Here is a 13,988-nt window from a genome sequence, read left to right on the forward strand (position 1 = left end):
GGAAAAACCCTAATCGGGTGCGAGCGCTCTATGGCGCTTTTAGTCAGCGAAACCCTAAGCAGTTTCACCGGGCAGATGGTAAGGGCTATCAATGCCTGGCACAGGTAATTTTAACCTTGGATCCGATTAACCCGCAGTTAGCATCCCGATTAATCACGCCGTTGTTGTCTTTTAAAAGGTTTAGCCCACAACGGGCTAAACTGATGCAACAGCAGCTGAGTATGCTTGCTGCGCAGCAAGGAGTATCAGATGATTTATTTGAAAAGTTGCAAAAAGCCTTAGCATGAGCCAGCTATATTTTTTTCGTGCTTTTGTCAGTGTAGAAGATTGTGAACGCTATTATCAGGGGCAAGTGATACAGGTCATTGTTACGACTGAACAAGGACTGCGTATTCAACTGCCCTTTAAGTATTTTCGGCCTTTTATCAGTAAAGTGGGGATCCGCGGTTATTTTCGGTTAAGCCTGGACTCTAATGGCCGCTTACAGCGCTTAGAGAAAATTAGTTAGAGTATTTACTTTAAACAGAAGATTAAAACATTTACTTGCATATCTATCTGGTTTGACCTTTAATTTCATTAGCTTACAACAGGTCAGATGATTAAGGCTTATGCTGGTTAAACTTTTATTCTGCTTCAGATGAGTATCAAGACAATGTTTTTACAAAAAATGAATACAAATCAACAGATTTACGCAGCAGCAAGCCTTGCTTACACCTTAAAATGATGTAATTATTTTAGTGATGCAAGCTGAGCTCCGAGCAGTTGGCTTAGCCTTATAATTAAAAAGACACATAAAATACCTGCAGGGACAGGGGGGGAGATAACAAGATGAATAAAAGGTCTGATACCTTTAGAAAAAGTCCGTTAGCTTTAGGAGTTGCCTCAGCATTGCTGGCTTTATCAATAGCCCCAGTGCAGGCAGCAACGTTTAATCTTGGTGATGTCGAAATTATCTTCGATTCCACCTTTTCTTATGGCGCCAGCTGGCGTACCGAAGAGCGCAACTGGGATACTATCGCCAAAGTAAACCATCCTCGTTTTGATTGGAATGGTTACAACGCTGCCACTAACGTAATTTACCCGCCATCAGATATCTGGGCTCAGCCTGGCGGTTATTCCAGTAACGGTGATGCCGGTAACCTTAACTTTGATCGTGGCGACATGTTCTCCAGCCTGTTTAAAGGCCTGCACGAGTTATCAATTAAAAAAGATAATATCGGCTTTTTTGGCCGCTTTATGTATTTTTATGATTTCACCATGAATGACGGTAAATTTGCTTATAGCAATCCGCTAAGTGGTGAGAAAGTTGATCCTTGTGCTGATCGCGGCTCGCGCGAGCTGGCCTGTAAAGATTTCAGGGTGCTGGATGCTTACCTCTATGGTAATTTTGCTTTCAATGATGGTATGAATCCGGTCGCTATCCGGGTAGGTAATCAGGTACTAAGTTGGGGTGAAAGCACCTTTATTCCACATGGTATTAATATCACTCCGGTGGACGTCGGTATTTTACGCGCTCCAGGCTCAGACTTAAAAGAAGCCTTTATTCCGACAGGGATGGTGACATTAGCTGTTGGTTTAACAGACAACCTGTCAACTGAGCTGTTTTATCAGTATTCCTGGCAAGAAAGTTATTTACCTCCTCCTGGGACTTATTTTTCGACGAATGACTTTGCCGGACGTGGCGGCTATGCCCAAAATATTCAGCTAGGTTTTTCTGGCAACCCGGATATTGATTTGGCCTTTTTATTACAAAACTTAAATGGCATTGGTCAAGCTGTAGCAGCAGGTCAGTTACCGGCAGCTACTGCCGCGCAATTGTATCTGGCATACCCAACCAAAGTTGCTTTGCGCCCCTTTGGTGATGCAGGTGAAATTAAACCGCGTGATGGTGGTCAGTACGGTATCAAATTGGAGTATTTTGCACCAAATCTGAATGATACAGAATTTGCATTGTATTATATGAACTACCATAGTCGGGTACCGGTGATTTCTGGTATAGCATCTGATTTCCGTTCAGCAGCAGTGCAGCAGGATATTGGCTATCTGGTGCAAAACGCTGGCAACTTAACTAAAGAAAACGTGCAAAACTTACGGGCGTTCTCTAAAGGGCAGCTGGAATACCCTGAAGACATCAAACTTTATGGCTTTAGTTTCAACACGACTATTGGTACCACTTCAGTAGCGGGTGAGATTGCTTATCGTCAGGACGAGCCGCTGCAAATTGATGACGTGGAAATTCTGTATGCAGGTATGCCTGAGCAGCTGGCTATTGCCGGTATTCGTCCAGACTTAGCCGGTATTTCGCAAATTGGCCGTGAAATTGGCGTAAAAGTACAACCGGGCCAACCCGCTCAAGGTTTTATTTTACGTGACACCATCCAAGGTCAGGTAACTTTTACCCACTTGTTTGGTCCAACAGCCTGGTTAGCAGCAGATAACTTTTCTATGCTAGCTGAAGTTGGCGGTGTGCGTATTAACAATATGCCGGCTGAAGATGTGCTGCGTTTAAACGGCCCGGGAACAGACCGTAGTGGTGCGCCTCTGGTGGGTGTAAATGGTCCTTCACCAGGTTTACACACCGGATTATCTAATGGCGCTGAGCCTAACCCATTTCCAACAGCATCCGCCTGGGGTTATCGGATTCTTGCAAAGGCCGATTATAATAACGTCTTTGCTGGTGTAAACTTGTCACAACGTATTGTATTTGCACATGATGTTAACGGTATTACACCGGATCCGCTATTTATGTTCGTTAAAGATCGTAAATCAGCGTCTTATTCGGTAAGTTTTGATTACCTTAACAAGTGGTCAGGCGAATTAAGTTATAACTGGTTTTGGGGCGGGGTGGGTACAACAAATAATATAGCCGACCGCGATTTTGTTTCTTTTAACATTAAATACTCTATTTAAGGGACGAGAGCTTACTATGAAAAAACTCACCCTGTTATCTACTGCAATTGCTTTGATTATCAGTACCAGTGTGTTAGCAAAAATCACACCGGAGCAAGCAGCTCGATTAGGTCAGGATTTAACTCCGGTTGGTGCAGAGCGTGCAGCTAATGCCGACGGTTCAATACCTGAGTGGACCGGCGGTATTACTGCTGCGCCTGCAGGTTATAAGCCTGGGGATCACCATCCCAACCCTTTTGCTGATGATCAAATTTTATTTACAATTGATAAAGGCAATGTTGATCAGTATCGCAATTTTTTAAGCCCTGGCCAGATACAGTTGTTTGATATATATCCTGAAACTTTCAAGATGAATGTCTATCCAACACGTCGCTCAGCGTCTTATCCACAATATTTTTATGACGCAATCAAAGAAATTGCGACTAAAACTGAGCTGGTACAAGGTGGTAATGGCTTAATCAATGCTGCTATTGGTATTCCCTTTCCAATTCCTGCCAATGGTTTAGAAGCGATATGGAACCACATCGTCCGTTACCGTGGTGTTGCGGCTAGCCGTAATGGTGGTCAGGCAGCACCTACTGCAAACGGCGCTTTTACTGTAATCGGCTTCGATGAGCAGATTATGTTTAAGTATTCTCATCCGGATGCGACACCTGAAGCTTTACAAGCTGAAAACATTCTATTCCGTTTTAAACAAGCAGTAACGTCTCCAGCGCGTCTTGCGGGTACGGCACTACTGGTTCATGAGACGATGGATCAGGTTGCTACTCCTCGTCAGGCATGGACTTATAACACAGGTCAACGCCGTGTGCGTCGTGCGCCTAATGTTGCTTATGATGCGCCAGGAACTGCTTCAGATGGTTTAAGAACCACTGATGACTTTGATATGTTCAATGGTTCTCCGGATCGTTACAATTGGCAATTAAAAGGTAAGCAAGAAATGTTTATTGCTTACAATGATTACAAATTGCACAGCAAAGACGTGAAATATGCCGACTTATTAATGGCAGGTCATATCAACCCTGACTATGTACGCTGGGAGAAGCACCGCGTTTGGGTAGTTGAAGCGACGTTAAAAGACGGTATGCGTCATGTGTATGGTAAGCGGGTGTTTTTTATCGATGAAGACAGCTGGCAAATCCATGTTGCCGATCTGTACGATAACCGCGGCGATATGTACCGGGTGGCCTTTGCACATGGCCTGAACTATTATGAAGTACCTACCCACTGGAGTACTCTGGAAGTATATCATGATCTGAATTCACGCCGTTATATTGCCATTGGCTTGGATAATGAAGACAGAATGTATGATTTCTCAGTGGTATTATCGGATAACGATTTTACACCTGCCGCCTTACGGCGCGAAGGTACCCGCTAAGGGGCTGAGCTTTAAAGGGCTGGCTTTGGCCAGCCTTTTTACTTTTAGGTGCAGACACTAATACCTTAGCCGGTCTGATGTTTGCCGCTGTATCCTGATAACCTAACCTAGAGTAGTAAGACGATTTATGCGTAAAAGTCACTTAACCCTAAGCAGTGTATGTTTGCTGCTGCCAATGATACTGCTGGCTGATACCGAACAGCCAACCGTTTCAGAACACCCGCAAGCTAAAGCGGCTTATATGGTGCCATTAGCGCAACATTCGCTGTTAACCGACGTATTCAAAGTGTCTGATAATTTTTTTGCAGTAGTCGGAGAACGGGGCCATATATTGACCAGTCAGGATGCGGTTAACTGGCAACAGGCGACAGTGCCTTCCCAATCTAATTTAACTGCGCTGTATTTTATTGATCGTGAGCGAGGTTGGGCGGTGGGCCATGACGCCAGTATTCTCGCAACAACAGATGCCGGTGTCAGTTGGCATTTACAGCAATTTAAACCTGAAACAGATAAACCCTTATTAGATATCTATTTCAGGAATGCACAGCAAGGAATAGCCATAGGTGCCTATGGTATGTTCTATCAGACTGAAGATGGTGGTCAGCACTGGCATAAAGTGTTTCATCTGGATTTAGTGTCAGAAGATGATAAAGAATTTCTGGAAGAGTTAGCCGAAACGGATCCAGAGAGTTATCAATTAGAAACCGAATCCGTGTTGCCTCATTTCAATCGACTGTTGGCTGACGGTAAAACCCTTTATATCGTCGGCGAATCAGGCTTTATAGCTAAAAGTAATGATTTTGGCGAGTCCTGGCAGCTGTTAGAGGCGTTTTATAACGGCTCTTTATTTGATATTCATCGTACTCCAGAAATGAGTTTACTGGCGGTAGGCTTGCGCGGCCATGCATTCAGAAGCACTGATAATGGTTTGAGCTGGTCGGAAATTTCGTTACCAGTCAATGCCACTCTGAACAGCGTATTTAGTGATCAGCAAGGCCGCATTTATATCACAGGAAATGCCGGAACCTTACTGATCAGCAGCGATGATGGCCAAAGCTTTCAGGATGGATCTCTATCTGATGGCCTGGCCATTCTTAATGGTACCGTACTGGCCAATCAGTTATTACTGGTGACAGAGGCTGGTGTCTCAATACAACCTATAAGTAAGTCTAAATAATATGAGCGTAAACTGGCTGGTTAATAAATTTGAATATGCGCTGTTCCGGCATCGTATGACGGTATTGGTACTCTTTGTACTGACCACTTTATTTTTGTTGTTCAAAGCAACTGACATCAAACTTGATGCGGCTTTTAGTAAAAATATCCCGCTAAAACATGAGTATATGCAAACATATTTAAAGCATGCCGATGATTTTGGTGGTGCTAATAATATTTTAATTGCTATGTGTGATGCGACTGGTGATATTTTTAACCCGACGTTTTTTGAGTCATTTCGTCAGGCGCATGATGATGTGCTTTATACCTCAGGCATAAATCGGGTCTTGGTTGCTTCTTTGTTTAGCCCCAGCACTCGTTTTATTGAAGTCGTTGAGGATGGGTTTGCTGGTGGGCCGGTTATTCCAGCTGACTTTGTTGCCGATCGTCAGGGCCTGTCCCGGGTAAAAGAGAATATAGAAAAAGCGGGTATTGTTGGCCGGATGGTTGCTGACGATTACAGCTGTGCCATGATTACCGCTCAGTTACTGGATATAGACCCGGAAACTGGTCAGCCCATAGACACCATTGCCTTTGCCGCGACTCTGGAACGTGATATCCGCGACAAACATCAGTCTGAGCAAATCTCATTACACATTATTGGTTTTGCTAAGATGGTGGGTGATGTAGCTGACGGGGCGAAAGGGGTTATTACCTTCTTTGCCATTGCTATCGCCATTACCTCGGTTATGGTGTTCTTGTTTTCTAAATCACTGATGTTAACAGTATTGCCTATTGCTTGTTCGCTAATAGCGGTTATCTGGCAAATGGGCCTGCTGACGGTGCTCGGTTTTGGCATAGATCCGATGTCGATATTAGTGCCGTTTCTGGTGTTTGCTATAGGCGTCAGTCATGGTGTGCAGATGATTAATTCCACCGGCAAGCGCGTGGCCGCCGGAATGGATGCTAAATCTGCTGCTCAGTCCAGTTTCCGCAAATTGATGGTGCCGGGTGGTGTGGCCTTACTTTCTGATACGGTAGGCTTTTTAACACTGTTAATCATTGAAATTGGCGTGATCCGCGAATTAGCCATTACTGCAAGCTTAGGTGTAGCAGTGATTATTCTAACTAATCTGATTTTACTGCCGGTATTGATGTCCTATGTGAAATTCAGTGACGCTTACAAACAACGTGCGGCGGCGCCTTCAGTTAAAACTGACAAAATTTGGTACGCTTTATCAGCTTTTGCCACTAAACCTTATGCTACCGTGATATTACTGGCCACAGCGATATTGTTTGCGCTGGGGTATTGGCAAAGCCAGCAGTTAAAAATCGGCGATTTACATGCGGGTGCTCCGGCGCTGCATGAGGATTCACGCTACAACCAGGATACTTTTTTAATCACTGACCGTTTTGCCATCTCGGTGGATTTTATTAATATCATGGTGGAATCTGTACCCAGTGCCTGTACTGAGCATGACATTATGAACCGTATTGATCAGTTCCAGTGGCTAATGCTCAATGTCCCAGGTGTGCAATCAACTGTATCTTTAGCGTCAGTCTCTAAAAACATCAATGCTGCTTATAATGAAGGCAATCCGAAATGGCGGGTACTACCACGTAATACGCAAAGCCTGGTGCAGGCGTCTTCCAGGGTGGAAACCAGCACTGGCCTGCTGAATGCCGATTGTTCAGTGATGCCGGTGATGCTGTTCTTAGAAGATCACAAGGCTGAGACTATTGAGCGGGTAGTATCAGCAGCGAAGCAATATGGTGCAGAGCTGGGTGATGATTTAACCCGCTTTAAACTGGCTACAGGTCCGGCAGGAGTAATGGCTGCCACCAACGAAGCGGTTGCGGCGGCACAACAACCCATGATGTGGTATGTCTATGGTGCGGTGATTATCCTCTGCTTATTGAGCTTCCGCTCGCTGCGGGCGACGGTGTCGGTTGTAGTGCCTTTATACGTAGTGTCGGTTCTTGCCACTGCCTTGATGACTAAACTGCAAATTGGTCTGACAGTGTCGACCTTACCCGTCATTGCGTTGGGGGTAGGTATAGGTGTCGACTATGGCATTTATATTCTTTCAAGCATGAGTCAACAGTTACGCGATGGTATGCCGCTGCGTCAGGCGTATTTTGAAGCGTTAAAAGAGCGGGGCAGTGCTGTGCTCTTTACCGGTATTACCTTAGCGATTGGTGTTAGTACCTGGGTCTTCTCGGCCCTGAAGTTTCAGGTGGACATGGGTATATTGTTAACCTTTATGTTTATCGTCAATATGCTGGGTGCCATAGTGGTGTTACCTGCGCTGGCAGCCTTTTTCTGGCGAAAAAATAAATAAACTGCAAATTATTTTTTTGCATGTTTAAACACGAAAATGGCCGAAAGGCCATTTTCTATTTAGGGCAACTGAATAAGTTGTCAAAAGCCTTAAAAACCACTGGTTTAACCAGCATAAAAGCCAGAAATATCGCTTCAAAAGCGCTACAATAGTCACTACACTGCGCAGCTGACAAGACCTTGTATGTTAGCTAGATCCAGCTGTAATGCTGTGCTCTGAAAAAGGATACAATAATGGCACTGATAGATGGTCAACCCTCTGTTCTACTACAAAACGTCAGCAAACTGATAAAACAAAAAGTTAAAGATCAGGTCAACCTGGTTGAAAAGTTTGCTTTTACTCTCTATGGCAACATGTCTAATGAAGATCTGGTCGGTCGTAATGACAGCGATCTCTATGGCGCTGCACTCAGTTTATGGCAAACCCTGAACCAACATGCTGAGCCTGCGGCGCGGATCCGGGTTTTTAACCCTGAAATTGCCCGTCATGGCTGGGAATCAAAGCACACTATTGTAGAAATAGTCGTGCAGGATATGCCGTTTTTAGTTGATTCAGTGCGGATGGCCTTAAATCGGCAAAGCATTACCGCGCATTTATTACTTCATTATCCGTTGCAAACGCTTCGTAATGCTCAGGGCGCGATCACTGAGTTTTACAAATTAGGGGCTATTGATAATGCCACCACGCAGCAGACAGTATTTCATATTGAAATTGATCGACTGACCGATGAATCTGCCATAGCTGCCCTTAAAGCTGAATTATTGTCGGTGATGGAGGATGTGTCGCTGGCAGTGCAAGATTGGCAACCCGCACGCGATAAGTTGAAAGCGGTAATTGCAGCCTTACCTAATCAAGCCGGCAAAGCCAGTGCTGAGGAAGTCACTGAAGCTTTGGAGTTTTTAAACTGGTTAGTAAAAGACAACTTTACACTTCTTGGTTATCGTGAATATAAAATAACCCCGGTAAAAGGCGATTATAAAATTGTTGGTAATACCGACAGCGCACTGGGCTTAATGCGGCGTAGTGAGTCACGTGACTTATTGTTGTCTGATTTACCTGAATCGGGACGTAAACAAGCGCTGAGTGAGCGGTTGTTAATCCTGACTAAAACTAATAACAAATCGACTGTGCATCGCCCGGCTTATGTTGATTACATTGGTATCAAAAAGTTTGATAAAGACGGTAAAGTCATAGGCGAAGATCGTTTTATTGGGTTGTATTCTTCTTCGCTATATAACAACAGCGCTGCCGATATCCCCTTATTAAAAAGCAAGTTAAGCCGTGTTATGGCGATGTCAGAGTTTGCTGCCGGTACTCATGCTTATAAAGCCTTACTGAATATTCTGGAAACCTATCCGCGCGATGAGCTGCTGCAAGCTACGGTAGATGACTTACTGCATGTCGCCATGGGTGTGTTACAGATGCAAGAGCGAGACATGACGCGCTTGTTTATGCGTAAAGATGCCTTTGGTCGTTTTGTTACGGCCATGGTGTATGTGCCGCGTGAGCGCTATAACACCCAACTGCGTAAAGACACTCAGCATATTTTACAACAAGCGCTGGGTACTACTGAGCCGGTAGAGTTTACTACCTATTTTTCTGAATCTGTGTTGGCACGTACGCATTATCTGGTGCGGGTCAGCGATAGCCATGTCGAGTATAAAGTGAAAGATATTGAACGTAATCTGGTTGAAGCGGCCCGTACCTGGGAAGACAAATTAGAAACGGCTTTAATCGGCGTTTATGGTGAAGCCCGGGGGCGTGAGCTGGGTCGTAAATACGTTAATGCGTTTGCCCGTGCTTATAAAGAAGATATGTTACCTAATGATGCGCTGGTCGACATTGGTAAGCTGGAATCATTAAACGATGAACACCGGCTGGAAATGTTATTTTACCGGCCACAGGAAGAGGGTAAAGACAGTAAAGCGGTGCGCTTAAACCTGTTTCACAAAGGTCACCCCATCCATTTGTCTGATGTACTGCCCATTTTGGAAAACTTTGGCTTGCGGGTTATTGGTGAAACGCCTTATGCAGTTAAATGCCCCGATGGCAGTGTCAGTTGGATTTTAAACTTTGCCATGGAATTAAATGGTGAGGTACCACAGGATTTTGTTGCGGCTCAGCAAAGCTTTCAGGAGTCATTTGCTAAGGTATGGCAAGGGCAACTTGAAGATGACGGCTTTAACCGACTTATTTTAGGCGCGGGTTTATCTGGCCGCGAAGCCTCCATTTTACGTGCATATGCCAAATATAAACGGCAAATTGGCGGTACCTTTAGTCAGAGCTACATAGAGAGTACCTTTGCCCGTTACGCTGAATTGGCCGGCTTGTTGGTACAGTTATTTACTAAAAAATTCTCGCCTAAGTCACGCGCAACAGCCAAGGTGATTGAGAAACTGGAGGAGCAAATCATTGCTCAACTAGAAAATGTGGCGAACCTGGATGATGACAGAATTATCCGCCGCTTTGTCGATATGATTAACGCGACCTTGCGAACTAACTATTATCAGAAAGATCAGCACGGTAATGATAAGAGTTATATCTCGTTTAAGATTAAACCTGCTCTGATCCCTGAAATGCCGCTTCCCATGCCGATGTTTGAAATTTTTGTCTACTCGCCAAGAGTAGAAGGTGTGCATCTGCGTTTTGGTAAGGTAGCCCGCGGTGGTTTACGTTGGTCAGACCGTCGTGAAGACTTCCGTACTGAAGTACTGGGTCTGGTAAAAGCACAACAAGTTAAAAACACAGTAATTGTTCCCTCCGGTGCTAAAGGTGGTTTTGTTTGTAAAAAGTTGCCTGAAACAGGTGGTCGTGAAGCCTTTATCAATGAAGGCAAAGAATGTTACCGCACCTTTATTCGTGGTTTACTGGATATTACCGATAACATTGTTAAAGGCGACATTTTGCCGCCTGCTGATGTTGTTCGGTTGGATGAAGATGACCCATATCTGGTTGTTGCGGCAGATAAAGGGACTGCCACCTTCTCTGATATTTCCAACGGTATCTCTGAAGAATACGAGTTCTGGTTAGGTGATGCTTTTGCCTCTGGTGGCTCAAATGGATATGACCATAAGAAAATGGGTATTACTGCCCGTGGTGGCTGGGAGTCGGTTAAACGACATTTCCGCGAAATGGGCATTGATTGTCAGACTACCGATTTCACCTGTGTTGGCATTGGTGATATGGCCGGAGATGTATTTGGTAATGGCATGTTGCTGTCAAAGCATATTCGCTTACAGGTAGCCTTTAACCATATGCATATATTTGTTGATCCCAACCCACACGCCGCCAACAGTTTTGTTGAGCGTGAAAGGTTATTTAACTTACCCACCTCAACTTGGGATGACTATGATAAAGCGCTAATTTCTGATGGCGGCGGTATTTTCTCGCGCAGCGCCAAAGCAATTAAGCTGTCTCCGCAAATGAAGGAGATGTTGGGTACGACTAAAGCCAGCATGACGCCAAATGAATTGATCCGTGAAGCGCTGATGATGCCGGTAGATTTAATCTGGAACGGTGGTATCGGCACCTACCTTAAAGCCAGTACCGAGACCCATGCCGAAGTGGGCGACCGTGGCTCTGAAGCCCTGCGTATTAATGGTAAAGAAGTACGGGCGCGGATTTTTGGTGAAGGCGGGAACCTGGGCGCAACGCAACGTGGTCGTATTGAATATGCTGCAGCCGGTGGCCGCATTAACACCGACTTTGTCGATAACGTGGGTGGCGTAACCTGTTCAGATAATGAAGTTAACATTAAGATTCTGCTGAATGCGCTGGTCACCAGTGGTGATATGACTATTAAGCAACGTAATAGTTTGCTGAACGACATGACGGATGATGTGGCAGATTTGGTTATTAAAGATTGTTACCGGCAAACTCAGAGCATCACCTTGTCTTCGTTGCTGGGTGCTGAACAAATTAAAGAATATACCCGCTTTATCCACGCGCTGGAAAAAGATGGCAAGCTCAACCGCGAGCTGGAGTTTTTACCGTCAGACGATGAGCTGGCAGAGCGTATGGTTAAAGGTATTGGTTTAACTCGCCCAGAGCTGTCTATATTGACAGCCTATGGCAAGATGGTGTTAAAAGAGCAGTTGGTATTACCTGAAGTATTTGATAACAGCTATTTTAAACGCCAATTGGTTAATGCTTTCCCTAAGGTATTGCAGCAGCAATATTTAGCTCAGATGGAAACGCACCCGCTAAAAGCAGAAATTATCGCCACTAAATTAGCCAATATGCTGGTTAATGAAATGGGCCCTAATTTTGCGCAGCGCATGCAGGAAGAAACCGGTGGCAATATTGCTGAAGTTGCGCAAAGCTATGCTATTGTACGCGACTTGTTCGATGTATCTTCAGTCTGGCAACAACTGGAATCCTTGGATAACCAGATTTCTGCCGCACTGCAAAGCCGCTTGCTGTTTCAGTTACGTCGCACCATGCGTCGTGCCACCCGTTGGTTCCTGCGTCACCGTAACAAAGCGCTGGATATTCAGCAAACCGTGGCCTTTTTCAAACCGGCTTATCAGCAAATTTCAGCCGATTTGGGCAAATACCTGGCAGAAGCGGAACTGACTGACATTCGTAACAACGAACAAGAGTTGGTTGAGCAAGGTATAGGTCAGCCACTGGCGCGTTATTTAACACAGCTGTCTACTGTATTCTCGGTAATGGACTTAGCTCAGGTGGCTGATGCACAGCAGGTGCCATTAGCCATGGTGGCCGAAATTTACTTTAAATTGGGCGACAAGCTGGATTTACACTGGTTCTTACAGCAAATTACTCAGCAACCGGTAGCCAACCACTGGCAAGCATTGGCGCGGGCTTCTTACCGTGAAGAGCTGGACTGGCAACAACGCTCATTAACCTCTGTCGTGGTTCATAGTTGTGGCAGTAGTTGCAGTGCCGATGAGGTGATAGGTAGTTGGTTGTCACAGCATGATACCCTGGTCGCTCGCTGGCGTTTAATGCTGGCCGAGTTTAAAACGACTAAGAGTCATGAGTTTGCCAAGTTCTCAGTGGCCATGCGTGAATTAATGTTACTTAGTCAGTCTGTCTGATACTGTAAATTCAATGCTGAACTGTTTACACTAGTTTAGTCTAAGCACTGCCCCGGTTTATCCGGGGTAGTTTTATTTAAGGGCTTGCTATGTTCTATTCATTATCCAAGAAAATCTTGTTTGCCTGTGATGCGGAACGTTCTCATGATCTGGCGCTGGGCACTTTAAAACGTCTGGCGCATAGCCCGCTAGCCGCCTTGTGGTCTCAGCAAATTCCAGCTAAGCCTAAAACTGTTGCTGGTATCTTGTTCGAAAATCCGCTTGGTTTGGCGGCAGGTCTGGATAAAAATGCCGATTGTATTGATGCCTTTGGTCAAATGGGGTTTGGCTTTATTGAAGTCGGCACCGTGACGCCAAAGCCTCAGTTAGGTAATGACAAGCCAAGGCTTTTTCGTCTTCCTGAGGCTGAAGCCATTATTAATCGAATGGGCTTTAACAATAAAGGCGTTGATTATCTGGTAAACAATGTACGGCAGTCACGCTTTAAGGGGGTGTTGGGTATTAATATCGGTAAAAATAAAGATACGCCTAATGAGCAAGGTAAAGATGACTATGTCTATTGCATGCGTAAGGTCTATCCTTATGCCAGTTACATTACCGTGAATATTTCATCTCCGAATACACCAGGCTTACGTGATCTGCAATTTGGTTCAGCCTTACTGGACTTGCTGCAAACAGTTAAAAATGAGCAGTTAGATTTGCAGGCGCAATATGATAAATATGTGCCAATTTTTGTGAAAATAGCGCCAGATATGGATGCGTTAGCTGTGCAACAGGTGGCAGACACGCTAATGCAAAGTAAGATGGATGGGGCTATTGCTACTAATACCACTTTAGATCGCAGCCTGGTGCAAGGTTTAGCGCATGCCAGCGAAGCGGGGGGCTTAAGTGGTGTACCCTTGCAACAAAGCAGCACCCAGGTGTTGTCGCAGTTAAGAGCAGCGGTAGGGCCTGGCTTTCCCATTATTGGTGTCGGCGGTATTAACTGTGCTGAATCCGCTAAGGCAAAATTAGCGGCAGGCGCAGATTTATTGCAGCTGTATACTGGCTTTATTTATCACGGACCGCGCTTGTTAAAATCGATCTCCTCGGCCTTATAAGGATCTTGTCGCGATCCTGCATGCTTATGCGTAAATAATCTTT

At 45.0% G+C, this 13,988-nt stretch carries 8 protein-coding genes; all 8 read left to right on the plus strand.

The genetic code is table 11. From position 1 onward, the window contains the following. Nucleotides 1-287: aminopeptidase N C-terminal domain-containing protein (locus V7D78_RS04780; RefSeq protein ID WP_333607291.1), on the plus strand; the 287-nt coding region annotated here is incomplete at its 5' end. Next, the gene (locus V7D78_RS04785; protein WP_333607292.1) at nucleotides 284-508 is read left to right on the plus strand and encodes a DUF2835 family protein; all 225 of its coding nucleotides are present in this window, start codon (nucleotides 284-286) and stop codon (nucleotides 506-508) included. The genes V7D78_RS04780 and V7D78_RS04785, both read left to right, overlap by 4 nt. A gap of 320 nt (nucleotides 509-828) precedes the next feature. After that, on the plus strand, nucleotides 829-2,910 hold the full coding sequence (locus V7D78_RS04790; RefSeq protein ID WP_333607293.1) for a DUF1302 domain-containing protein: 2,082 nt from the start codon (nucleotides 829-831) through the stop codon (nucleotides 2,908-2,910). 16 nt (nucleotides 2,911-2,926) lie between these two features. Beyond that, on the plus strand, nucleotides 2,927-4,288 hold the full coding sequence (locus V7D78_RS04795; protein ID WP_333607294.1) for a DUF1329 domain-containing protein: 1,362 nt from the start codon (nucleotides 2,927-2,929) through the stop codon (nucleotides 4,286-4,288). A gap of 127 nt (nucleotides 4,289-4,415) precedes the next feature. Continuing rightward, nucleotides 4,416-5,465 carry a WD40/YVTN/BNR-like repeat-containing protein gene (locus V7D78_RS04800; RefSeq protein ID WP_333607295.1) on the plus strand — a complete coding sequence of 350 codons (1,050 nt, stop codon included), beginning with the start codon at nucleotides 4,416-4,418 and terminating at the stop codon, nucleotides 5,463-5,465. Nucleotide 5,466: 1 nt separating this feature from the next. Beyond that, nucleotides 5,467-7,785 carry an efflux RND transporter permease subunit gene (locus V7D78_RS04805; RefSeq protein WP_333607296.1) on the plus strand — a complete coding sequence of 773 codons (2,319 nt, stop codon included), beginning with the start codon at nucleotides 5,467-5,469 and terminating at the stop codon, nucleotides 7,783-7,785. Nucleotides 7,786-8,018: 233 nt separating this feature from the next. Beyond that, entirely contained in the window at nucleotides 8,019-12,845 is a 4,827-nt protein-coding gene (locus tag V7D78_RS04810; protein ID WP_333607297.1) for an NAD-glutamate dehydrogenase, read from the plus strand. A gap of 89 nt (nucleotides 12,846-12,934) precedes the next feature. Next, on the plus strand, nucleotides 12,935-13,945 hold the full coding sequence (gene pyrD / locus V7D78_RS04815) for a quinone-dependent dihydroorotate dehydrogenase (RefSeq protein ID WP_333607298.1): 1,011 nt from the start codon (nucleotides 12,935-12,937) through the stop codon (nucleotides 13,943-13,945). The last annotated feature ends 43 nt before the right edge of the window (nucleotides 13,946-13,988 follow it).

The organism is Arsukibacterium sp., assembly GCF_036735525.1.
Classification (GTDB): Bacteria; Pseudomonadota; Gammaproteobacteria; order Enterobacterales; family Alteromonadaceae; genus Alishewanella.

Coding starts and splice junctions, on each gene's coding strand:
- V7D78_RS04785 (WP_333607292.1), top strand. CDS start 284: ATGAGCCAGCTATATTTTTTTCGTGCTTTTGTCAGTGTAGAAGATTGT.
- V7D78_RS04790 (WP_333607293.1), top strand. CDS start 829: ATGAATAAAAGGTCTGATACCTTTAGAAAAAGTCCGTTAGCTTTAGGA.
- V7D78_RS04795 (WP_333607294.1), top strand. CDS start 2,927: ATGAAAAAACTCACCCTGTTATCTACTGCAATTGCTTTGATTATCAGT.
- V7D78_RS04800 (WP_333607295.1), top strand. CDS start 4,416: ATGCGTAAAAGTCACTTAACCCTAAGCAGTGTATGTTTGCTGCTGCCA.
- V7D78_RS04805 (WP_333607296.1), top strand. CDS start 5,467: ATGAGCGTAAACTGGCTGGTTAATAAATTTGAATATGCGCTGTTCCGG.
- V7D78_RS04810 (WP_333607297.1), top strand. CDS start 8,019: ATGGCACTGATAGATGGTCAACCCTCTGTTCTACTACAAAACGTCAGC.
- pyrD (WP_333607298.1), top strand. CDS start 12,935: ATGTTCTATTCATTATCCAAGAAAATCTTGTTTGCCTGTGATGCGGAA.